Annotated in this window: 17 protein-coding genes; 7 read left to right on the top strand and 10 right to left on the bottom strand. The window is 67.8% G+C overall.

Annotated elements, in window-relative coordinates; translation table 11 throughout:
* The first annotated feature begins 4 nt into the window (after positions 1 to 4).
* On the top strand, positions 5 to 1,222 hold the full coding sequence (locus tag ACFFGN_RS29595; protein ID WP_380054192.1) for a low temperature requirement protein A: 1,218 nt from the start codon (positions 5 to 7) through the stop codon (positions 1,220 to 1,222).
* Positions 1,223 to 1,250: 28 nt separating this feature from the next.
* Here ACFFGN_RS29595 and ACFFGN_RS29600 read toward each other — a convergent pair whose 3' ends face one another.
* The 7 genes from ACFFGN_RS29600 to gcvT form a co-directional block, all read right to left on the bottom strand.
* Positions 1,251 to 1,817, bottom strand: a complete 567-nt coding sequence (locus ACFFGN_RS29600) for an FHA domain-containing protein (RefSeq protein ID WP_380054195.1) — start codon at positions 1,815 to 1,817, stop codon at positions 1,251 to 1,253.
* A 121-nt stretch (positions 1,818 to 1,938) separates the two neighbouring features.
* A complete protein-coding gene (locus ACFFGN_RS29605; protein WP_380054197.1) occupies positions 1,939 to 2,964 on the bottom strand; it encodes an ABC transporter ATP-binding protein in 1,026 nt (341 codons plus the stop codon).
* Positions 2,965 to 2,972: 8 nt separating this feature from the next.
* Entirely contained in the window at positions 2,973 to 4,067 is a 1,095-nt protein-coding gene (locus ACFFGN_RS29610) for an ABC transporter ATP-binding protein (protein WP_380054200.1), read from the bottom strand.
* Positions 4,067 to 5,056: an ABC transporter permease gene (locus ACFFGN_RS29615; RefSeq protein ID WP_380054203.1), complete on the bottom strand. Its 990-nt coding sequence runs from the start codon at positions 5,054 to 5,056 to the stop codon at positions 4,067 to 4,069. The genes ACFFGN_RS29610 and ACFFGN_RS29615 overlap by 1 nt, the downstream gene beginning before the upstream one ends.
* A 101-nt stretch (positions 5,057 to 5,157) precedes the next feature.
* Positions 5,158 to 6,906, bottom strand: coding sequence for an ABC transporter substrate-binding protein (locus ACFFGN_RS29620; protein ID WP_380054206.1), 1,749 nt, complete (start codon positions 6,904 to 6,906; stop codon positions 5,158 to 5,160).
* 40 nt (positions 6,907 to 6,946) lie between these two features.
* Positions 6,947 to 7,960, bottom strand: a complete 1,014-nt coding sequence (locus ACFFGN_RS29625; RefSeq protein ID WP_380054210.1) for an ABC transporter permease — start codon at positions 7,958 to 7,960, stop codon at positions 6,947 to 6,949.
* Positions 7,961 to 8,700: 740 nt separating this feature from the next.
* Positions 8,701 to 9,807 carry a glycine cleavage system aminomethyltransferase GcvT gene (gene gcvT / locus ACFFGN_RS29630; RefSeq protein WP_380054212.1) on the bottom strand — a complete coding sequence of 369 codons (1,107 nt, stop codon included), beginning with the start codon at positions 9,805 to 9,807 and terminating at the stop codon, positions 8,701 to 8,703.
* Positions 9,808 to 10,022: 215 nt separating this feature from the next.
* Between gcvT and ACFFGN_RS29635 the strand changes: the two genes are divergently transcribed.
* Positions 10,023 to 11,516 carry a leucyl aminopeptidase gene (locus ACFFGN_RS29635; RefSeq protein WP_380054214.1) on the top strand — a complete coding sequence of 498 codons (1,494 nt, stop codon included), beginning with the start codon at positions 10,023 to 10,025 and terminating at the stop codon, positions 11,514 to 11,516.
* 254 nt (positions 11,517 to 11,770) lie between these two features.
* Here the strand turns inward: ACFFGN_RS29635 and ACFFGN_RS29640 are convergent, their stop codons facing one another.
* Positions 11,771 to 12,088, bottom strand: coding sequence for a hypothetical protein (locus tag ACFFGN_RS29640; RefSeq protein ID WP_380054217.1), 318 nt, complete (start codon positions 12,086 to 12,088; stop codon positions 11,771 to 11,773).
* A gap of 145 nt (positions 12,089 to 12,233) precedes the next feature.
* Between ACFFGN_RS29640 and lpdA the strand changes: the two genes are divergently transcribed.
* The 3 genes from lpdA (at position 12,234) to ACFFGN_RS29655 (ending at position 16,799) form a co-directional block, all read left to right on the top strand.
* Positions 12,234 to 13,622: a dihydrolipoyl dehydrogenase gene (gene lpdA, locus ACFFGN_RS29645; protein ID WP_380054220.1), complete on the top strand. Its 1,389-nt coding sequence runs from the start codon at positions 12,234 to 12,236 to the stop codon at positions 13,620 to 13,622.
* 147 nt (positions 13,623 to 13,769) lie between these two features.
* A complete protein-coding gene (gene sucB, locus ACFFGN_RS29650) occupies positions 13,770 to 15,758 on the top strand; it encodes a 2-oxoglutarate dehydrogenase, E2 component, dihydrolipoamide succinyltransferase (RefSeq protein ID WP_380054222.1) in 1,989 nt (662 codons plus the stop codon).
* Between the two features lie 48 nt (positions 15,759 to 15,806).
* Positions 15,807 to 16,799, top strand: coding sequence for an epimerase (locus ACFFGN_RS29655; protein WP_380054224.1), 993 nt, complete (start codon positions 15,807 to 15,809; stop codon positions 16,797 to 16,799).
* Positions 16,800 to 16,805: 6 nt separating this feature from the next.
* Here ACFFGN_RS29655 and ACFFGN_RS29660 read toward each other — a convergent pair whose 3' ends face one another.
* Positions 16,806 to 18,275 (bottom strand): protein kinase domain-containing protein, encoded by a 1,470-nt coding sequence (locus tag ACFFGN_RS29660; RefSeq protein WP_380054227.1) that lies wholly within the window; start codon positions 18,273 to 18,275, stop codon positions 16,806 to 16,808.
* A 72-nt stretch (positions 18,276 to 18,347) separates the two neighbouring features.
* On the opposite strand from ACFFGN_RS29660, the gene lipB reads away from it, so the two are divergent.
* Positions 18,348 to 19,076, top strand: coding sequence for a lipoyl(octanoyl) transferase LipB (gene lipB, locus ACFFGN_RS29665; protein WP_380054230.1), 729 nt, complete (start codon positions 18,348 to 18,350; stop codon positions 19,074 to 19,076).
* A gap of 25 nt (positions 19,077 to 19,101) precedes the next feature.
* Positions 19,102 to 20,898, top strand: coding sequence for a hypothetical protein (locus tag ACFFGN_RS29670; protein ID WP_380054233.1), 1,797 nt, complete (start codon positions 19,102 to 19,104; stop codon positions 20,896 to 20,898).
* A 221-nt stretch (positions 20,899 to 21,119) separates the two neighbouring features.
* On the opposite strand, the gene ACFFGN_RS29675 is transcribed toward ACFFGN_RS29670, so the two are convergent.
* Entirely contained in the window at positions 21,120 to 22,085 is a 966-nt protein-coding gene (locus ACFFGN_RS29675; RefSeq protein ID WP_380054236.1) for a LysR family transcriptional regulator, read from the bottom strand.
* Positions 22,086 to 22,117: the final 32 nt, after the last annotated feature.

The following is a 22,117-nucleotide window of genomic DNA, read 5'->3' on the forward strand; positions in this document are numbered from 1 at the left end:
GGTCATGACAGAGCACAGGCCGCCAATCCGCGCGCGCGTCACCACCGCGGACCATCCGGTTACCACCCTCGAGTTGTTCTTCGACCTGGTCTTCGTCTTCGCGCTCACCCAGGTCACCGCGTTGATGGCGCACGAGCTGACCGCGCACGGCGTGGTCCGGGGCGTACTGATCATCGGCCTGCTCTGGTGGAGCTGGATCGGCTACTCCTGGCTGTGCAACCTGGTCAAGGCCGACGAGGGTTCGGTCCGGCTCGTGTTGTTCGCGGCGATGGCGGCCATGTTCGCCATCGCGCTGGCCATTCCGGAGGCCTTTCACGATCTGCCGGGCGGGCTGTCCGGCCCGGTGGTGATCGCGGTCGCCTACTTCGTCTTCCGGTCGTTGCACCTCGTGCTGTTCTGGCTGATCGCCGACGGAGACGCGGTCCTGCGCCGCACGCTGCTCCGGTTCGCGCCGTCCATGCTTGCTGGCACGGCGTTGCTCGCGGCCGCCTCCCAGTTCCACGGTAAGACCCAGACGTTGCTGTGGGGCGCGGCGCTGCTGGCCGACTACGGCGGCACCTACCTGATCGACGCCCGGGGCTGGCGGCTGCGCTCCGCGAAGCACTTCGCGGAGCGGCACGGCCTGATCATCATCGTCGCGCTCGGCGAGTCGATCGTGGCCATCGGCGTCGGTGTGACCGATCTGCCGATCTCCTGGCCGATCGTCGTCGCGTCGTTGCTCGGCCTGACGATCTCGGCGGCGCTGTGGTGGACGTACTTCGACGCCACCGCGATCTACGGCGAGCACGCCCTCGCGAACGAGCCGGAGGAGACCCGCCCGAAGCTCGCGCGCGACGCCTACACGTTCCTGCACTTCCCGATGGTGGCGGGCGTCGTACTGCTCGCACTCGGCATGAAGAAGGTCCTGGAGTACGTCGGCGATGCCGAGCACCACGATCTCTCCGACCCCTTGAAGGGCATCGGGCTTTACAGCCTGTTCCTTGGGGTTGCGATCTACCTACTCGGCCATGTTGGCTTCAAGTGGCGTACGACGCACCAGGTGGGTGTTAGCCGTCTTGCCGCGGCCGGGCTGGCGGTAGTCGCCATACCGCTGGTTACGAAGGTTCCGGCACTAGGCCAGTTGGTAGTGCTTACAGCGATCGCAGCGGCCCTTGTCGGCTACGAGACGATTCGGTACGCCGCCCAGCGCGAGGAGCTTCGCCACGGTACGCACTCCCTTTAGTCCCGGGAGCGCCTACAACCGGGCTAGTTCAGCGGGTGAGAGTTGTAGTGGCCGAAGGCGCGGTCCACCGCAGTTGGAAGTCGACGCCGCCAAAGCGCACGTGGTCGCCGGGACGAACCTCGACCGGGCTTGTGATCCGCAGGCCGTTGAGGAACGTCCCGTTGAGCGAGCCGACGTCGGCCAGGATCCAGCTCTCCCCCACCAGCCGGAGTTCCGCGTGACAGCGGGATACCGAGTCGTCGGCAAGGCGGAAGTTGGCGGCATAACCGCGCCCGATCCGGACCGGTACGGCGTCCGGCCCGGGCAGCATCAGACTCGGAACCACCGGCATCGCGCGGTACGGCGTGACCGTCACGCGCGGCAGGCGCTTCGTGATCCGGCGCAGCAGTACCCGCACACGGCCTTCGCCGCCGGGGAGGTCGCGCGTTGCGTCAGCCAATTCGGCCCGGCTCTTCGCGCGGAGAACAAAGTGCAGCCGGCGCACGAAGGTGTCGTGCGAGATCCGGCCCAGTCCCGCGCCGTCACGCAGGATCTCGACGGCCCGATCGCGCTCGGCATCCGAGGGCCGAGTCGTCTGGAGCCGCGCGGAGGTCATCTCAGGATTGTCGGCTGACCACCCGCTCTCTGTCCAGCAAGCCCCCGTCGCAGGACCCTGCAACGCCAGCCGCGGCAGAACGCCGTACCGCCACTAGCTCAAGCGGCGGTACGGCGAACTATCAGGCAGTCGCGGCGATCAAGTTCTCCCGCGGCTCGGCGAAGTGGCACGCGGCCAAGTGGCTCTCGCCGGCCTTGGACGGACGGGCCAGCAGCGGCTCCTGGGCGGCGCAGATGTCCTGGGCCTTCCAGCAGCGGGTGCGGAACCGGCAACCGCTCGGCGGATCGATCGGGCTCGGTACGTCGCCGACGAGCCGGATCCGCTCCTTCGGCGGCGTACCGCGGATGACGCCGAGGTCGGGCGCGGCCGACAGCAGCGCCTGGGTGTACGGATGCTGAGGCGCACCGTAGATCTCGTCTTTGCTGCCGATCTCCACGATCTTGCCCAGGTACATCACGGCCACCCGGTCGCAGAAGTGCCTGACCACGCCGAGGTCGTGCGCGATGAACACGAAGGCGATACCGAGATCCTTGCGCAGGTCGTCCATCAGGTTCATCACCTGAGCCTGGATCGACACGTCCAGCGCGCTGACCGGCTCGTCGGCGATGATCACCTGCGGCTCGACCGCGAGCGCCCGGGCGATACCGATGCGCTGGCGCTGCCCGCCGGAGAACTCGCTCGGGTAGCGGTTGTGGTGCTCGGGGTTGAGGCCGACCCGCTCCAGGAGTTCCTGGACCCGCTCGAGCTCCTTGCCCTTCTTCACCAGGTTGTGTACGCGCAGCGGCGTCGACAAGATGTTGCTGACCGTCTGCCGCGGATTGAGCGAACTGTACGGGTCCTGGAAGACGATCTGCAGTTCGCGCCGGAACGGCCGGAGCTGCTTCTCCTTCAGCTGGGCGATATCGGTGCCCTTGAAGTTGATCGAACCCGAGGTCGGCGTGAGCAGCCGGGTGATCATGCGCCCGGTGGTCGACTTACCGCAGCCGGATTCGCCGACCAGGCCGAGGCTGCCGCCGGGCTCCAGGTCGAAGCTGACCCCGTCAACGGCCTGAACCACCTTGCGGTGCCGGGCCAGTCCCGCGGTCTCCTTGATCGGGAAGTGCATCTTGAGGTCGCGGACCTCGAGCAACGGCTCAGTGTTCGTCATCGTTCTCCTCAGCCCAGTCTCGGCTCGACCTCGGCCTCGTAGATCGAGGCCTTGTCGGGTAGGTGGCACCGGGACGTGTGCGTACCGGCACCGTCGACGGGCAGCAGATCGGGCAGGTCGGTGAAACAGCGCTCGCCCTTGACCCGCTCGGCGTACGGGCAGCGCGGATTGAACGAGCAACCCTTCGGCAGTTCGAGCAGGCTCGGCGGCAGCCCCTTGATCGGGCGCAACCGCTCGCTCTCGGCCGAAACCACCGGAATGGATTCGAGCAGCCCCCAGGTGTACGGCATCCGGGGCCGGGCCAGTACGTCCTCCGCCGTGCCGTACTCGACACAGCGGCCGGCGTACATCACCAGCACGTCGTCGGCCATCTCGGCCACCACGCCGAGGTCGTGCGTGATCATCACGATGGCCGAGCCGAACTCCTTCTGCAGGTTGTTCAGCAGGTCCAGGATCTGCGCCTGCACGGTCACGTCGAGCGCGGTGGTCGGCTCGTCCGCGATCAGCAGTTTCGGGTCGTTGACCAGCGACATCGCGATCATCGCGCGCTGCCGCATACCGCCGGAGAACTCGTGCGGGTACTGCTTGAACCGGCGCTGCGGGTTCGGAATGCCGACCAGGTCGAGCATCTCGATCGCGCGCTTTTTCGCGACGTCCTTCGACACCGCGTGGTGCACCCGATAGGCCTCGGTGATCTGGCTGCCGACGGTGTACAGCGGGTGCAACGACGACTGCGGGTCCTGGAAGACCATGGCGGCGGTCTGACCGCGCACCTTCATCAGGTCCTTCTCGGGCAGGCCGACGATCTCGGTGCCGCCGAGGCGGATCGAGCCGGTCATCCGGGTACGGCGCATGTCGTGCAGGCCCATCACGGCCATGCTCGACACGGACTTGCCGGAACCGGACTCACCGACGATCGCCAGCGTGCGCCCGAGCGGTACGGCGTAGCTGAGGCCGTTCACCGCGTTCACCAGGCCGTCTGCGGTCGGGAACTGCACGGTGAGGTCCTCCACCACGAGGAACGCCTCTTCACCGGACGGGCTGATCGCGCCGACGCGCTTCTCCCGCTGCACGGTGGTCGGAGAGCTGGTGGTCTCGCTCATCACAGCCTCACTCTCGGGTCGAGCACGCTGTAGAGCACGTCGACCAGGAAGTTCATGAACACCAGCAGCACCGCGCCGACCAGAACGACACCCATGATGACGGGCAGATCGAAGTTCCGCAGGCTGTCGAGAGCGAGCTTGCCCATGCCGGGCATGTCGAAGATGTACTCGGTGAAGATCGTGCCGCCGAGCAGGCCGGCCATATCGAGGCCGAAGATCGTGACGACCGGAATCAGCGCCGAGCGGAGCGCGTGCTTGTAGGTCACCTTGCGGTCGGACAGACCCTTCGCGCGGGCCGTCCGGATGTAGTCCTCGCTCAGGGTCTCGACCATGGATCCACGGGAGAACCGGCTGTAGGACGTGGAGTTGTAGATACCCAGGACCAGCCAGGGCGTGATCATGCCGAGTAGCCAGCCGCCAGGGCTGTCCAGCGGTGAGACCCAGGCGCCGCGCGGCAGGATCGTGTAGTAGATGGTCAGGTAGAGCGAGATCATCAGCGCGACGATGTAGTACGGGATCGAGCTCATCACCAGCGTCGAGGACATCAGCATCCGGTCACCGGTGGTACCGCGGCGCTTGGCCGCCATCGAGCCGATCGTCACACCGAACAGCAGGAAGACCACCGCACCGCCGACCGCCAGGGACACCGTCACCGGGAAGCGGCTCTTGATGATCTCGAACACGGACTGGTCGAACTTGAAGGAGTAGCCGAGGCAAGGCGCGTCGCAGCGGCGAATCGACCCCTGGGACTCGAAGTCCCGGCCGGCAACCAGACCGCTCATGTATCCCGCGAACTGCTCCACCTTCGGCTTGTCCAGGCCGAGACTGCGCTGGATGTCCTCGTACCGCTCCGTGGTGCACTGGCGCTCACCACAGATGGCCGCGGCGGGATCGGTCGGGGCGACGAAGAACAACACGAACGTCGCGACCAAAGTGGCCAGAACGACGGTGACGGCGCTCAACGCTCGCCGCGCGACGAAATACAACACCGATTACTCCTTTGGCCGACCGTGCCGGTGACCGGGCGTGCTGCCCAGCCACCGGCACGGATCGATCGGACTCTGTCAGATGGACCAAGCCGTAACGGTCGTTACGACTGCTTCAGGAACATCCGGGCGAAGTGCGGCATACCGAAGGCGGTGTCGACCTCCGGGTTGCCGATGTTCTTGCCCACCGGGAAGGCGACGTTGCTGTACCGGATCGGCAGAGCGGGGAGGTACTCCTCCAGGATCTTCCGGTCCAGCTTGGCCCACTCGCCGTTCTTCAGCGCCTCGTTCGGGTCCATCGCCTCGATGCGGTCGATCTCGGCGTCCAGTTCCTTGTTCTCGAGCTGACCAACACTGTTGCCCTCGGCAATGGCCTGCGACTTGAACAGAACCGAGAACCAGCTGGTCGGGGACGGCCAGTCGGAGCACCAGCCGGCCGGCGACTTGCCGGTGTTGACCGGACCATTCTGGTCGCCGGTCAGCTTGCGGATGTTGGCCTTCGGAACGCCGATCGGCTTGACCTTGAAGCCGGCCTTCTCGAGCGCCTGGGCGCGGGCCTGGCTGACCTGGGTGGCGATGTTGTCGTCGTTGGAGTAGTACCAGCTGAGCTGGAAGCCCTCCTTGCCGGCGGCCTTCAGCATCTCCTTGGCCTTCTCCGGGTCCCCGTCACCCTTACCGTTGAGCCCAGGGATCTCGTACTTCTCGTAGCCGGGCACCGCGCCAGGCAGAATGGTCGACGCGGCCGGGTCGGCGAAGTCGGTCAGACCGGCGATCTTGCGCAGCGAGTCGTAGGGGTAGGCGGCTGCGACCGCACGGCGGACCTCGATCGGGATTCTGCGGCTGTCCATCGTGAAGAACACCGTGCAGGTACCCGGGGCCTTGATCAGCTGGTCCTTGTTCTGGTCGGTGACCAGCGGAAGCAAGGTCGAGTCAAGGTTGCTGTAATTCAGCGTGTTCGCGTCCGGACCCGAACTCGCGAGCACCTGGCGCTGAACCTTGACCGGGTCCAGACCGAACTTGAAGACGAAGTTGTCAACGTACTGGTGCCGGACCGGGTCGGTGTTCGGGTCCCAGTTCGGGTTCTTCGTCAGCTTCAGCTCCGTGCCGGGCGCGTACGACTGGACCATGTACGGGCCGGTCGACATCGGCGACTTCTCGTAGTTCTGCCGGGTGTCCTTCGACTTCGGGATCGGCGTGAACAGCGGGAAGCTCACGTAGTACGGAAGGTCCTTCCACGGCTTGTCGAGCTTGATGACCAGCGTGTTGTCATCAGGGGTCTCGACGCCGGCATAGGAGTCACCACCAGAGCCGTACGGGCCCTTGTACTTGTCGTGATCCTTGAAGAACGACAGCTGATACGCCGGGCCGTCGCTGAAGATCTCGTGCGCGAACGACCGCTTGATCGCGTACGCGTAGTCCTCCGCCTTGACCGGCGTGCCGTCGTGGTACTTGATGCCCTTCTTGAGCTTGAAGGTCCAGCTCAGACCGTCCTCGGACACGGTGCCCAGGTCCTCGGCGAGGTCCGGCACCAGTACCGGCGCACCATCGCGGATGTCGTACTGGGTCAGCCCGCGGAAGAACAGCTTCTGGATCGCGCTGCCGTCGACGTAGTAGGTGTTCGTCGGGTCCATGGTGCTCGGCGTCACGTCGGACAGGATCGTCATGGTGCCGCCCTTCGTGGCACCCTCAACCGGCTTCGCCGGCCCCTTGGCCGCCGCGTCCATGACCTGCGCCTGCGCCGAGGTATCGATCTCGTTGCCGTTGTTGTTGCCCGAACTTCCGGACGGGCTGCCGCACGACGCGACGCCGAGGGCGGCGACCGCCGCCAGGGCGGTGATCCGTTTCCAAGCCATTAGTCGGTTCTCCTTTTCTGCCACGAGGGCAAACACCAGCTCAGCGCTGGCGGGTCTTGGGGTCGAAGGCGTCGCGGACGGCGTCCCCGAGCAGTGCGAGCGCCAGGACGAGAATGGTGATGCCCACTACCGGAACCCACAGATAGAGCGGGAAAGTCTGGAAGTAGTTGGTCGCTGACGCGATGGTCTGACCCCAGGACGGAGTCGGCTCCACCAGCCCGACACCGAGGAAGGACAGACCTGCCTCGGCCGCGACGAACGCCGGCAGCGAGAGCGACAGCGAGATGACGATCGGTGCGACCAGGTTCGGCAGCAGTTCCTTGATCAGGACCTGACGCGTTGGTACGCCGATCGCCTTTGCGGCCAGCACGAACTCGCGCTCGCGCAAGGACAGCACTTCGCCACGAACGATTCGCGCCAGTCCAGCCCAGCCGAAGAAGGCCAGTACGAAGATCAGCACGTAGAACCGGATATCGGCCTGCTCGGCCGGAGCGAGGTTGAACGAGCCACCTCGCCAGGACTCGACGATCGGCACCATCGCGATGGCGAACAGCAGGAACGGCAGGCTGAGCAGGAAGTCGATGATCCACGAGATCACCCGGTCGACCCAGCCGCCGAGGAAGCCGGCCAGCAGCCCCATCGTGACGCCCACGACACCGCTGACGACGGTCGCGACGAACGCGACGATCAGCGACGGGCGAGCGCCGTACACCCAGCGTGCGAACAGGTCCCGGCCGCTGCGCGGCTCGACGCCGAACCAGTGATCCGCATTGGCCGCGAACTCCGGCAACAAGGTGTTGGAGTTGATCAGGCCGGTGTTGTTCGTATACGGATCCTGGCCTTCGAGCGCGGCCAGCACCGGCGCGAAAATCGCCACCAGGATGAAGAACAGAATGATCAGACTGCAGACGACCGCAACCTTGTCCTTGCGCAACCGGCCCAGCGCGATTCGCGTCGGGGACTTCCCGTGCGCCACCACCTTCGGGCGAGCGGGAACGGCCTCGATCGGCTCTCCGCCCGCTCCGACGCTCGAGTCAGGTGCCCCAATGGTCATGCGCACTCCGTCAGCTTGATCAGTCACACAGGCCAAGGTTCGGCCGGCGTATTCCCCAGGGCACGGCCGAAACTGCAACTAACTGCAAGGTCAGCTAAAGCAGTTGACAATCACCTAGCAGTCCGGCGGTAGCCTGCCCCAGCACTGTGACACCGGACCAGCGGTTCCGAACCGGAGTGCACAAATCGTTACCGGAACAGGTATCTGACCGGTATATAAGGCCGCGTTCGTAACGGAATGCAATCCTTCGCCCGCACTGCGTACATTTCTGACTTGGTGTCAGTGGCACCAAACGGACAGTGCCTGCTGATCGGGCTCTCACCAGGCAGTTCGGCGGCTCGCTTTGGTCCCGAAGCCGTGTGCCCGGCATCACCATGGGCAATTCAATCGGCATTCGAACAAAAGCGGCGGCACGTTCGGGAGAAATGCGCAAAAGCGCTTCGACGCCTGCCGCGAGTTTGTTGGCGGCGGTAGAACTCGACGGTCGGGTACTCGGCTCCTGACAGCCGGGAAATGCCGCCGCCGAGCGTCAGTCGGTTGCCGAAGGCAACGGATCAGCCCGGCGGCTCGCCTGCTCCGGCGACGACGGCGGGCGGCGAGTGGTACGGCGCGGTGAGGGCGTCGTACGGCGCAGTGGTGGGCGTCGTACGGCGCAGTGGTGGGCGTCGTACGGCGCAGTGGCGGGCGGGCGGCGGCGAGGCGGAGGACGTCTCGACCCGCCGCCGACGTACCGGCCTGAGTCAGCTTTCGCGGACGTTTACGGTGACGAAGGGGGGTTTGACGACGTCGAAGAGCTCTTGGCGGCCTCGGATGTCTACCGTGACCTGGTCGCCTTCTTTGATGCCGGCGTCCAGGAGGGCCAGGGCGACGCCCTTCTTCAGGGACGGCGAGAAGGTGCCTGAGGTGACCTCGCCGAGGGTGGTGCCTTCGGTGGAGACGACGGCCATGTGCGGACGGGGAATGCCGCGGCCGACGGCGCGGAGGCCGCGCAGCAGACGGGCCGGGCCCGCCTCCTTCTCGGCGCGCAGGGCCTGGTCGCCCCAGAAGGACTCCTTCTTCCAGCCGACGGCCCAGCCCGAACGCGCCTGAACCGGCGTGATCTCGGGAGAGATGTCCTGGCCGTGCAGCGGGTATCCCATCTCGGTGCGCAGGGTGTCGCGCGCGCCGAGGCCGGCCGGCACGATGCCGAACTGCTCGCCCGCGGCCAGCAACGCGTCGAAGACGGCTACTGCCGCCGCGTTCGGCACGACCAGCTCGTAACCGCGCTCACCGGTGTACCCGGTTCGGCAGACCACTACCGGCGTACCGCTGAAGTCCGCCACCACGAACGACATGTAGTCGTGTCCGATCGGCAGCCCGATCGCCTCGACGACCTCGTCACTCTTGGTGCCCTGAACCGCCAGGATCGCGTAGTCGTCGTGGGTGTTGGTCACCACGACACCAGCCGGTGCCTGCGCCGCGAGCCGTCGTACCACCTCGGCGGTGTTGGCGGCGTTCGGGATCAGGAAGACGTCGTCCTCGGCGTGCAGGTACGCGATCAGGTCGTCGATCACGCCGCCGTCCTCCGCGCAGCACAGCGTGTACTGCGCCTGGCCCGGAGCGATCTTGTTCAGGTCGTTGGTCAGGCAGGCGTTCACGTACGCCGCGGCGCCCGGGCCCTTGACGGTGGCCTTGCCCAGGTGGCTCACGTCGAAGACCCCGACGGAGGTACGCACGGCGGTGTGCTCGGCGACGACCCCGCTGTACTCCAGGGGCATCTCCCAGCCACCGAACTCGGCGAACTTCGCTCCCAGCGCGACGTGCCGCTCATGCAGCGGGGACTTCTTCAGGACGGAGGACTCGGTCATGCAGCGGAACTTACCTCAGGTCTGTCCCACGTCGCTCGCCCTGCTCCGCCCGGCCGGACGTCGTACATGCGGCTTTGTCTCCTTCGTGCCACCGGCACTGTCGCGTTCAGCCTGGCGCCTTCCGTTCGCGTTCACTCCGCGTAGCATGCGCGGGAGTAGCCAAACCGATTGTTTGGATCGGCGTGATCCGCCGGTCTGGGAGGACTGAGTTACCCGTGAGCACCGTGAGCCTGAGCAAGACCGATGCAGCCAACGTCAAAACGGACGTGGTGGTCATCGGCGTCGTCAAACTGGACTCTGGGCTCACCCTGCCCGCCGGCACCGAATCGCTGAACGCCGCATATGGCGGCAAGTTGGCGCAGGTACTGGCCGATCTCGGTGCGACCGGCCGCGCCGGTGAGGTGACCAAGGTCGCCGGTCCCAAGCCCGGCCGCTCCGCCATGGTGATCGCGGTCGGACTGGCTGCGGGCGCCGACGGCCTGCTCAAGACCGAGGACCTGCGTACGGCGGCTGGTGTCGGTATACGCGCGGCTAAGTCTGCCCAGTCCGTCGCGATCGCCCTGCCGACTCCCGACGCTGAGGCGGTTCGCGCCGTCGCGGAAGGCGCGCTGATCGGTCGCTACTCCTTCACGTCGTACAAGTCCGAGGCTGGTACGGACGCTCCCGGCACCATCACGATCCTGACGGACCTCGCGCGCGGCAAGGAGGCCAAGGCCGCCCTGGAGCGCGCGCAGGTCGTCGCGGACGCTGTGCACCTCACGCGCGACTGGGTCAACACGCCGCCGTCAGACCTGCACCCGGTCGAATTCGCCGAGCAGGTCGTCAAGCTCGGCAAGGAGTACGGCGTCAAGGTCGAGGTGATGGACGAGAAGGCGCTGGCCAAAGGCGGTTACGGCGGCATCCTCGGCGTCGGCCAGGGTTCGGCCAACCCGCCGCGGCTGATCCGCCTGAGCTACACCCCGCGCAAGCCGGTCACGCACCTGTCGTTTGTCGGCAAGGGCATCACCTTCGACTCGGGCGGCCTCTCGCTGAAGACGGCCAATGGCATGATCACGATGAAGGCCGACATGGCCGGTGCCGCCGCCGTGGTGAGCGCCACCTTCGCGATCGCGCGCCTTGGCCTGCCGGTGCAGATCACCACCTACGCCGCGATGGCCGAGAACATGCCGTCCGGCTCGGCGGCCCGCCCCTCCGACGTACTCACCATGTACGGCGGCAAGACCGTCGAGGTACTCAACACCGACGCCGAAGGCCGCCTGGTTCTCGGCGACGCGCTGGTCCGTGCCTCGGAGGACGCGCCCGACCTGATCGTGGACGTCGCCACCTTGACCGGCGCCTGCGTGGTGGCCCTCGGTAACAAGGTCGCCGGCGCCTTCGCCAACGACGACGCCGCCCGCGACCGGGTGGTCGACGCCGCGCTCGCCGCGGGTGAGGCGATGTGGCCGCTGCCGATCCCGTCGGAAATGCTCGACAAGCTCCAGTCCCACTCGAAGATCGCCGACCTCGCCAACATCACCGGCGAACCGTGGGGCGGCGCCCTCGCGGCCGCGGCCTTCCTCGGCGAGTTCGTCGGCGAGGGCATCGACTGGGCCCACCTCGACATCGCCGGCCCGGCCTTCAACGAAGGCGGCGCGTCCGGCTACACCAGCAGCGGCGGCACCGGCTACGGCGTCCGCACCCTGGTAGAACTAGCCGCCTCCGCCTCCTAACCCGCCTCCCGCGAAGGCCCTTTCCCCCGCCTCCCGCGAAGGCCCTTCCCCACCTCCTGCGACGGCCCCTTCCCTAACCGGGCAGGGGCCTTCCCTATCCCCGCGAGTCGTCGCATCTGCCCGGTTCACCCCGGGAACGGGCATGACCAGTGACACGACGGCAAATTGTGCTCGTACGAATGCGCCGGGCAGCCGGGAACCGCACTCAAGGGCTGGGCGTGTCTGTGCGCGGCGGAAACCGACGGCCGGTGGATTTAGGTGAGGCCGTTGCGTTTTTGGCGGGCGTTGTACTCGCGCATGCGGGGTGGGTAGCCGACCACGGCGGCGTCGTAGGACGGGATGCCGAGTTTGTTGGCGAAGGTGTGCGCCCATTCGACCGAGGGGACGCGGCGACGAGTCCATTCACCGTCGATGGCGACCAGCAGCAGGGTGTAGTCGGTCACGGCAGTCCGTGGCTCGACGAAGCCCTCGACACCCTGGCGGGTCTGGGCGAATTCGCGCAGATGCGCCTGATCGGGGTTGTCCGACTTGCGCAGGGTGCCCGGCTTCTGCCGGCGACCGAACCACTTCATAGAGGTAAGTGTCCACCATCACCGCAAATCCGGCCCGGACGGCACGCGTTGGGCGGGCGGTGACAAGATGACGCTGACGCACGGTTGCCCGCCGCGATCCGGAGGGTGGCCGATCCACCCGCTCGGCGCACCGGAGGAGATCCCTGTGACGAACACCTACGACCTGTTGATCCTCGGCGGTGGCAGTGGCGGCTATTCCGCCGGTCTGCGCGCCGCGACTCTCGGCTTGTCGGTGGCTCTGGTGGAGAAGGACAAGCTCGGCGGCACCTGCCTGCACCGCGGCTGCATTCCCACCAAGGCGCTGCTGCACGCGGCCGAGGTAGCCGATTCGGCTCGCGAGGGTGAGCAGTTCGGCGTGCGGTCGAGTGTCGAGGGTGTCGACATGGGCGGCGTCAACAAGTACAAGGACGGCGTGGTCGACCGGCTGTACAAGGGTCTGCAGGGACAGCTCAAGTCCCGCGGCATCACCGTCATCGAGGGCGAAGGCCGCCTGACCGGCGCCAACACCGTCGAGGTCAACGGGACCACGTACACCGGCAAGAACGTCATCCTCGCCTCCGGTTCGTACTCGCGCTCCCTGCCCGGCCTCGAGCTCGACGGCCAGCGGGTGATCGCCAGCGAGCACGCCTTGACGCTGGACCGGGTGCCGGAGTCGGCCGTGGTGCTCGGCGGCGGCGTGATCGGCGTCGAGTTCGCGAGTGCCTGGACGTCGTTCGGTACCAAGGTGACCATCGTCGAGGCGCTCGACCGGCTTGTACCGTCCGAGGACCCGGATTCGAGCAAGGCGCTGGAGCGGGCGTTCCGCAAGCGCAAGATCGGCTTCAAAACCGGTACGCGATTCCAGTCCGTCGAGGTGACCGACTCCGGCGTGAAGGTGACCGTGGCCAGCGCCGGCGGCACCGGTGAGCCCGAGGTGATCGAGGCCGAGGTGCTGCTGGTCGCGGTTGGGCGCGGCCCGAACACGGCCGGCCTCGGCTACGAGGAGGCCGGCGTCGTACTCGACCGCGGCTTCGTCACCACCGACGAGCGGCTGCGCACCAGCGTGCCCGGCGTGTACGCCGTGGGCGACATCGTGCCCGGGCTGCAACTGGCCCACCGCGGTTTCCAGCAGGGCATCTTCGTCGCCGAGGAGATCGCCGGCCTCGCGCCCGCGCCGATCGACGAGCTGGGTATTCCGCGCGTCACCTACTGCGAGCCCGAGGTCGCGTCCGTCGGTCTCACCGAGGCGCAGGCCAAGGAGAAGTACGGCGAGGTCGAGACGGTCAACTACCCGCTCGGCGGTAACGGCAAGAGCCAGATCCTGAAGACGACCGGTTTCGTGAAGCTGGTCCGGGCCAAGGACGCCCAGGTGGTCGGCGTGCACATGGTCGGTTCGCGTGTCGGCGAACTGATCGGTGAGGCGCAGCTGATCTTCAACTGGGAGGCCTACCCCGCGGACGTGGCCCAGCTCGTCCACGCCCACCCCACCCAGAACGAGGCCATCGGCGAAGCGCACCTCGCACTGGCCGGTAAGCCCCTGCACTTCCACGACTGAGATCGGCCCTGCCGACCCGGTCGGACCAAGTTTGACCTGACAACGTCTGACAGCCTCGGGCCGCGTCACCGTGACCCAGATCCCATCGCGGCGAGCGGCACCGTAGGCTGGCCCGAGACCGAAAGAGACGAAGGAGCAACCACCGTCATGCCGACCTCTGTATCCCTGCCGGCCCTCGGGGAGAGCGTCACCGAAGGAACCGTCACCCGCTGGCTCAAGCAGGTCGGTGACACGGTTGCCGTGGACGAGCCCCTGCTGGAAGTCTCGACCGACAAGGTCGACACCGAGATCCCCTCCCCTGTCGCCGGCACTCTGCTGGAGATCAAGGCCGCCGAGGACGAGACCGTCGAGGTCGGCGCCGAACTCGCCGTGATCGGCGACGCGGGTGAGAGCACCGGCGGTTCGTCGGACGCTCCGGCCGCTGAGTCCGCTCCGGCCGAAGCCGCGCCCGCCGAGGCGCCGGCCGCCGAGTCCGCTCCGGCCGAGGCCGCCCCCGCCGCCGAGGCACCCGCTGCCCAGGCAGCCCCGGAGCAGCAGGCTCCCGCGCAGGAGGCTCAGGCCGAGTCCGCTCCGGCCCAGGAAGCGCCCGCGCAGGAGGCCCCCGCGGCTCCAGCCGCTTCGGGTTCCGGCGGCGGCACGTCCGTGACGCTGCCCGCGCTGGGTGAGAGCGTCACCGAAGGCACCGTCACCCGCTGGCTGAAGCAGGTCGGTGACGACGTGGCGGTGGACGAGCCGCTGCTCGAGGTCTCGACCGACAAGGTCGACACCGAGATCCCGTCGCCGGTGGCCGGCAAGCTGCTGGAGATCAAGGTCGCCGAGGACGAGACCGTCGAGGTCGGCGCCGAACTCGCGATCGTCGGCGCCGCTGGTTCGGCTCCGGCCGAGTCCGCCGCACCGGCCGCTCCGGCCCCGAAGCAGGAAGAGAAGCCCGCTCCGGCTCCCGAGCCCACCCCGGCTCCGGCCGCGCAGGCGCCCGCCCCGCAGGCACCGGCCCAGCAGGCTCCGGCCCAGCAGGCACCCGCCGCTCCGGCTCAGCAGGCGCCGGCCGCTCCGGCTCAGCAGGCGCCGGCCGCTCAGGCACCGGTGGCCCAGGCTCCGGTCGCTCAGGCTCCCGTGGCTCAGGCTCCCGTAGCGCAGGCTCCCGCTCAGCAGGCGCCGGCCGCTCAGGCTCCGTCGTCCACGGCGTCGTCGAACGGCGCTGCCGGTGACGGCCCGAACTACGTCACCCCGCTGGTCCGCAAGCTGGCCACCGAGCACGGCGTGAACCTCGACTCGGTCAAGGGCACCGGTGTCGGCGGCCGCATTCGCAAGCAGGACGTGCTCGCCGCGGCCGAGGCCCAGAAGGCCGCCGCCGCTGCCGCCCCGGCCGGGTCGCCGTCCGACGCCGCGCCCGCCGCGGCCAAGGCTCCGGTCCAGGTCAGCCCGCTGCGCGGTACGACCGAGAAGATGAGCCGGATCCGCAAGGCCATCGCGAATCACATGGTCAACTCGCTGCACGTCTCGGCGCAGCTGACCACTGTCGTCGAGGTCGACGTCACCGAGATCGCAAAGCTGCGCAACGCCAAGAAGGCCGAGTTCGAGGCCCGCGAGGGCGTCAAGCTGTCCTTCCTGCCGTTCTTCGTGCAGGCGGCCGTCGACGCGCTCAAGCAGTACCCGAAGCTCAACGCGTCGATCGATGACGAAAAGGGCGAGGTGACCTACCACGGCGCCGAGCACATCGGCATCGCGGTGGACGCCGAGAAGGGCCTGATGGTCCCGGTCGTGCACAACGCCGGTGACATGAACATCGCGGGCCTGGCCAAGAAGATCTCCGACCTCGCCGAGCGCACCCGCACCAACAAGGTGCTGCCCGACGAGATGGCCGGCGGCACGTTCACGATCACGAACACCGGTAGCCGCGGCGCCCTGTTCGACACGCCGATCCTGAATCAGCCGCAGGTCGGCATGCTCGGCACCGGCGCGGTCGTCAAGCGCCCGGTCGTGCTGTCGGACCCGAAGATCGGTGAGACCATCGCGATCCGCCAGATGGTCTACCTGGCGCTGACCTACGACCACCGCCTGGTGGACGGCGCGGACGCCGCCCGCTACCTGACCGCGGTCAAGCAGCGCCTGGAAGAAGCCCAGTTCGACGTCTGAGCCGGGATCGATTCGAGTCAGACCGAACGACGGGGTTGAGCGGACACGATGAGCAAATACCTGCTGGCCGGTTCGTCCGGCTTCCTGGGTACGGCGCTGACGAAGGACCTGAGCGCGGACGGCCACGAGGTCGTCCGCCTGGTCCGGCGCACGCCCCGGCGGCCCGACGAGATCCGCTGGGATCCGGCCGCAGGTGAGCTCGATCCGTCGGCCCTCGACGGCGTGGACGTGGTCATCAACCTGGCCGGCGCGAACATCGGCCGGCCCTGGACCCCCACCTACAAGGCGGTGCTGCGCGAGAGCCGTGTCACCACCACCGCCACCCTGGCCCGAGCCATCGCCGCCCGCGCCGCCACCACCGGTGGCGCGGCCGGCCACTCGGCCGGGGAAAACTCGACCACTGACGCGACGAGCGATGCCGGCGCGGGTGGTGCCGATCAGGCGCCGAAGCTGCCGGCATTTCTTGTCCAGAGCGGAACCGGTGCCTATGGCAAGGACCGGGGCGACGAGGTACTCACCGAGACGGCGACGACCGGCGACGGTTTCCTCGCCGAGTTGACCCGGCTTTGGTCGGGCGCCGCTGATCCAGCTCGCGAAGCCGGGGCCCGGGTCGCCGTTCTGCGCACGGCCGTCGTACTCGACAGCCAGGGTCCTGCCTTTCAATTGCTTTCCCTTCCCTTCCGGCTGGGTCTCGGCGGGCGCCTCGGTTCGGGCACCCAGTACTTCCCCGTCATCTCGTTGACCGACTGGATTCGCGCGGTCCGGTTCGTCGCCGACCATGACGAGCTGTCCGGTCCGATCAACCTCGGCGTTCCGAACCCGCCGACCAACGCCGAACTGACCAAGTCGCTCGCCTCCGCGCTGCACCGCCCGTCGATCGTTCCGGTACCGGCCATCGCGATGAAGGCCATCGTGGGCGAGTTCGCCTGGGAACTGCTCGGCAGCAAGCGCGCGGAACCAGCCGCTCTGCTCGACGCCGGCTTCACCTTCAACGACGCCACCATCGACTCGGTCTTAGCGGCAGCCCTGCAGAAGCAGTAGGCCCGATCAGGCGCTGACTATGCTCACGATTCGCCACTCCTTTCCGAATCGGGTCAAGGTGATGAGCCGGCTGGCGGGAGCGCCTGGCGGTAGCACGGTTCGCCTGCCGCGGTGATCCAGGACCACGCCGGCGGAGAGGCGGTCGACCACCCGAAGCACCGCGGAAGTCGAGGCCTCGCGTTGTATCGCGACGCTCTCGATCTTCATCGTCAGACCTTGTACGAGAAGGCCGCGCCTGCGGTAGTCGTCGAGTAGCGCGAGATCGCGCTGCCACGGCGCACTTCCCGGCGCGTAGATCGCTTCCAGCCGGGAGGAATCCCCCACGGCGAAGGCCTCCGCACGACGGCGATCCAGCATTCGCAATGTCGCGAGCCAGCCCGCGACCGCCCGGCCCGGGTCTCGCCCAACCACCGGCGGCCCAGCCGTCGTACTCGTTGGACTGCTAGGCGAAAGCGCTGGCGGATCCGCGCTGACCGAAACCGTTGGAGTCGCAGCATTCTTGGGCGAAGGTGGCTCGGCTGCAGCCGAGGAACCGCCTTCGCTGCCGATCAGCAGTACCCCGGTGATCAGCAAGGCCGTCGCGAACAACGCGGCGATACCGAGCATGACCACGCGCGTATCCGGCCTAGGCATCCGGCTGGACCACCATCCACGAGAGGACTTCCGCCTTCGGGCCGACGACGCACGACGGCTCTTCGTACGTTTCGGTCGCGCCAACGCACGCCCACGCGAGAGCGTCACCGCCTGTACGCCACTCGCGAACCCAGTTGATCCCGACTCCCCGGCAGGCGAAGTGGTCAAGGGATTCGCCGCTGGCGGGGATTGCGCAGACTCGGCGAAGCCCAGATCGATCGCCACGGGATCCGCCAACGCCAGCAGCCTCCCCGCCAGCCGCTCGGCCTCGCCCTCCGTTTTCGTAGCTGAAGTCAGTCCGAACAGGGCGGCGGTGAAGGTCGTCGCCGGCCCGCCGGCCAAGAGCGCCAACCGATGAAGCGCCGCCAGATCGGCCTGTGGATCTGCTTCCCCCGGATGAAGCCCGAGATCGGTCAGGATCGGACGGCCTTCGGCGGTGAGCAGGACGTCGCCCGGCCCGAGATGGCCGTGGCACAAGCCAATCCGGTGAGCAGCAGCGAGGGCGCGGGCGATCGGCACCAGCAGCGTCACCAGCTCCGCCACGCTCAACCGCCCTCGCCGGGCAAGCAGGTCCGCCACGTTTCCCGCCGGGACGAACTCGCTCAGCACGAACCACTCATACTCGGTGCGCCGTACGTCCAGTTGGCGCGCAACGTGCGGATGCGCCAGACGCGCGGCGAGCGCAAGGCGGTCGCGGAACGCCTGCTCGGACGGCACCCGCTCCACCGGCACGCGTTTGACCGCGGCGAACCGCCCACTGGCGTGATCGCGCACCAGTTGCACCGTGCCGATCGAGCCCGCGCCGAGCGTTCGTCGTACTGAGAATCCAGCGAAATCCTCCATGCCAGAAAGGGTGCACCAATCCGGCCGAAGGCCTCCGAAGTTATCCACAGGCACCCGGCCTACACTCGAAGGGTGAGGGATATCGAATACGTGCTGGCCGGGTTCGGCGATGACGCTGTCGAGTACGAGCGGGCCTGGGCCGAGCAACGCCGTCTGCATCAAGGCGTCGCCGCCGGGACCAGTCCTGACACCGTGATCCTTCTTGAGCACAAGCCGGTCTATACCGCCGGCAAGCGGACGGAGCCGCACGAGCGGCCGCTCGACGGCACACCGGTCGTCGACGTCGACCGCGGCGGCAAGATCACCTGGCACGGCCCGGGGCAGCTTGTCGGCTACCCGATCGTGAAGCTGGCCTCGCACGTCTACGTGGTCGACTACGTTCGCAGGCTGGAAGAAGCGCTGATCGCGGTCTGCGCGGAATTCGGCGTCAAGACCGGCCGGATCAAGGGCCGCTCGGGTGTCTGGGTGCCTGCCGACGAGCGCGGCCGGGACCGCAAGATCGCCGCGATCGGCATTCGCGTCTCGCAGGGCGTGACGATGCACGGATTCGCCTTGAACTGCGACAACGATCTCGCCTGGTTCGACCGGATCGTGCCCTGCGGTATCGCCGACGCAGACGTGACCACGCTGTCGGCCGAGCTCGGACGGCCGGTCGCGATCGACGAAGTGCTCGATGCGGTTCGCCGTCATCTGAGCGAACTCCTTGCCTGGAGCGACTACCAGCGCAGCCCGGATCTCGACCAACCGGAAGAAGCTCCGGCAGGGATCACCTACGGCTTGGCTGTGTCGCCACTACCCTGAGCAGAAACGTCGTTACGGTTGGGCCATGACCAAGTTCTTCGGTTTCCTGCTCGGAGTAGCCGTCGCCTGTGCCCTACCCGCCGCGTTCGGGGTGCTAGCCGCCGAGGGTGGCGTCGAGCTGAGCACCAAGGAGCTGGCCCTTGCCTACGGCATCGGTGCGCTGCTGTTCTGGGGCGCGGTCTCCATCTCCTCCGGTGCCGCCGCGCTCGGCGCGACGCTTGCCTTCGGCACCATGATCTACGCGGTGCACTGGATCCCCAACAGGACCAACAACTTCCTCAACGACGTACCGGGCGTTACGACCGGCATGATCGAGGGACTGCGGACGAGCGTGCTGAGCGGCCTTGTGCCGGTTCTGGCCGTGATCTCGCTGATCTACGCGATCCAGCTGATCGTCCGCGCCGTACGACGCCGCCGCCTTCGTAAGCAGGAGCAGGCTCGCCTGGCGCAGGAGCAGGCCGCCGCGGCTCAGGCGGAAGAGGCCGAGGCCTCGCAGTACGCCGATCCGTACCCGCCGCGGCTCGAAAGCCACACGCACGGGTTCGTCGAGCAGTACGACCAGCCGTACGACCAGTACGCCGATGACGCGTCTATCGACTCCACGCGCGAGTTCCCGGTCGCGCGCGACGACAACCAGGCCTCGCCACTGGCGACGCACCAGGGCTCGTACGGCGAGACGACGGCGTACGCGTCGGGATCTACCGCTGAGCAGACTGTGCAGTTCCACAGCACGGGCGAGCGGGTCCAGCCGCAGAGCGCGAATGAGGAGACGACCCAGTTCGCCACCGGCAGCACCGACAGTGCGGACAAGACGCGGGATGACGAAGGCGTCGACGCCACTGCGGGCTCTGCCGGTTCTAGCAAGGACGAGACGGTTCAGTTCGCTCCGGCCGGGCAGACCGAGACCGGCGCGTTGGAGAGCCCTGTGAGCGGTGAGACGGCGGATGCCGAGCCGAAGGCGTCTGCTGACCAGCAGGCGACCGCCGTCGTTGGCGCGCCGGACGAAGCCTCCACGGCGGACAAGGCTGTCGAGGGAGATGGCGTCGGGGACGCGGTTAAGGCTTCCGAGACCACTCAGGTCGAGGACAAGGATCGGAAGGCTGAATCGCCTGTGCTGGAACAAGATCCGCTGCCGCTGACTCCCCCGGTAGCCACCACACGGCCGGCAAACGCCCCTGAAGCGCCTCAGACCGAGCAGACCGCCGAAACGCGCTCGGAGAACTCGGCTGACTCGGATAACCCTGACGGCTCAGACCGCTCAGGTGGTTCTGATGGTCGTGGGATGCCTTCTGCGCCGTCGGCGAGCATGGGGATGGTTGGAGGTGCTGGAGCCGCTGCAGCTGCCGGTGGGCTCGGCGCCGCGACCAGCGCGGCTGCGACGCCCTTGATCCCGTCGGCGCCAGTACCGACCGCACCCCCCGAGCCGACCTCCACCGCGCCGAACTCGCCGACGCCGGACCTCACGGACCCGAACTCCTCAGCGCCGGCTGGGCCCGCGCACGCAGCGCCGTTCGAGCAGCCGGTTGCGCCGTCGGAGCCGATGGGCGAGGCGTTCGTATCCGCCGGACCGAACGGTATGCCGACCGCAAACGCCTGGATCCAGCCCAGCCTCAACGAGCCGGGCGCGAAGGCGCCGCAGGTTGAGGCGGATGCGCAGACGGCGCAGTTCGAGGCGGCGGCGGACGCGGCTGGGATCTACCGGGAACGGATGGACGAGCCCGATACCGGTTGGAACCTCCGCGCCATTCCGGCCGAAGACCCGCCGGGCCAGGCACCGCACCACGGCGGCGCCACCTTCCGCCCGTCTCCCGGCCCAGCCTGACCAAATCACAACTAGAACAGCGGAGCCCGGGCCACCACGGCCCGGGCTCCGCTGTTTCTTAAGCCAACCCCCGTAACAAGCGTCCGATGAACCGCAACACGCCGCGTCACAAGCGCCCGACGACACGCCGACGTTTGGTCACAAGCGTCCGATCAACCCCGACACGCCTCGTCACAAGAGTCCGATGACACGCCGGAGGATGCGCCGGAGGATGCGCGGGGTTAGGCGACGTGCATGTGGGGGTGGTGGCCTAGGCGGGCGTGTTCGGCGAGGGCTTCGTCGTAGGCGCGGGTGGCCATTTGGCAGACGTCGGCGGCCATTTGGGCGCGCGGGGAATCGGTGCTCCAGGCGAGCATCAGCTTGCGGTGGATCGGATTGCCCGCCAGCGGCCGGGTGGTGAGCTCCGGCCCGAGCATGCGGTACGACGTGGGCGAGACCAATGCAACACCCTGGCCGCTGGTCACAAACCCCATCTGCACCGAGGTATCGACCGAGTGGTGCTCGACCCGCGGAGTGAATCCCGCCGCCTCGCACGCCGCGCGGAACAACACGTGGAAGCCGCTGTCGTCCGGTGGTTCGCCGATCCACTCCTCGTCGGCCAGATCGGCTAGCTCCACCTCGCCCCGGTGGCTGCTGGCGATAGCGAGCGGGTGGTCCACCGCCATCACGACGTACGCCGTCTCGGACTCGACGATCGTGCACGCGTCGACCCCTGGTGGCAGCCGTACCTCGAAGCCGGGGAACTCGCGCAGCAGGGCGAAGTCGAGGCGGCCGGATTCCAGCTGCTGCAGCAATACCGAGGTGGCCCACTCGACCTCGATGCTGACCTGCTCGATCTCGCCGTGTTCGCGCAGGCGGCTCGCGATCCCCGACATCGGCGCGGTCGGGAAACCTCCGAGCCGTACGGCGCTGGGCTGGACCTCGGTCATCGCGCTCACCGTGGCCGCGAGGTGGTCCACGTCAACGAGGATCGCGCGCGCCCGGTCCACCGTGTACCGGCCGAGAGCGGTCGGCTTGACCCCGGTGCGGGAGCGCTCGAACAGCTCCCCACCGAAGGCCGCCTCGATCCGCTTGAGCTGCGCGGTCAGGCTCGGCTGGCTCACCTTGAGCCAGCGTGCGGCGCGCCCGACCGAGCCGGCCTCGGCGACCAGCACCACGACTCTGAGGTGACGCAGCTCCACGTTCATGCGCCGAAACCGTAGCCGAGTAACCAGCACGG

This window comes from Kribbella deserti (assembly GCF_042434725.1).
GTDB classification, from domain to species: domain Bacteria; phylum Actinomycetota; class Actinomycetes; order Propionibacteriales; family Kribbellaceae; genus Kribbella; species Kribbella deserti.

What these genes read in the sequence shown, in the direction of transcription:
- ACFFGN_RS29595 (WP_380054192.1), top strand. Translation starts at nt 5, where the DNA reads ATGACAGAGCACAGGCCGCCAATCCGCGCGCGCGTCACCACCGCGGAC.
- ACFFGN_RS29600 (WP_380054195.1), bottom strand. Translation starts at nt 1,817, where the DNA reads ATGACCTCCGCGCGGCTCCAGACGACTCGGCCCTCGGATGCCGAGCGC.
- ACFFGN_RS29605 (WP_380054197.1), bottom strand. Translation starts at nt 2,964, where the DNA reads ATGACGAACACTGAGCCGTTGCTCGAGGTCCGCGACCTCAAGATGCAC.
- ACFFGN_RS29610 (WP_380054200.1), bottom strand. Translation starts at nt 4,067, where the DNA reads ATGAGCGAGACCACCAGCTCTCCGACCACCGTGCAGCGGGAGAAGCGC.
- ACFFGN_RS29620 (WP_380054206.1), bottom strand. Translation starts at nt 6,906, where the DNA reads ATGGCTTGGAAACGGATCACCGCCCTGGCGGCGGTCGCCGCCCTCGGC.
- ACFFGN_RS29625 (WP_380054210.1), bottom strand. Translation starts at nt 7,960, where the DNA reads ATGACCATTGGGGCACCTGACTCGAGCGTCGGAGCGGGCGGAGAGCCG.
- gcvT (WP_380054212.1), bottom strand. Translation starts at nt 9,807, where the DNA reads ATGACCGAGTCCTCCGTCCTGAAGAAGTCCCCGCTGCATGAGCGGCAC.
- ACFFGN_RS29640 (WP_380054217.1), bottom strand. Translation starts at nt 12,088, where the DNA reads ATGAAGTGGTTCGGTCGCCGGCAGAAGCCGGGCACCCTGCGCAAGTCG.
- sucB (WP_380054222.1), top strand. Translation starts at nt 13,770, where the DNA reads ATGCCGACCTCTGTATCCCTGCCGGCCCTCGGGGAGAGCGTCACCGAA.
- ACFFGN_RS29655 (WP_380054224.1), top strand. Translation starts at nt 15,807, where the DNA reads ATGAGCAAATACCTGCTGGCCGGTTCGTCCGGCTTCCTGGGTACGGCG.
- ACFFGN_RS29660 (WP_380054227.1), bottom strand. Translation starts at nt 18,275, where the DNA reads ATGGAGGATTTCGCTGGATTCTCAGTACGACGAACGCTCGGCGCGGGC.
- ACFFGN_RS29670 (WP_380054233.1), top strand. Translation starts at nt 19,102, where the DNA reads ATGACCAAGTTCTTCGGTTTCCTGCTCGGAGTAGCCGTCGCCTGTGCC.
- ACFFGN_RS29675 (WP_380054236.1), bottom strand. Translation starts at nt 22,085, where the DNA reads ATGAACGTGGAGCTGCGTCACCTCAGAGTCGTGGTGCTGGTCGCCGAG.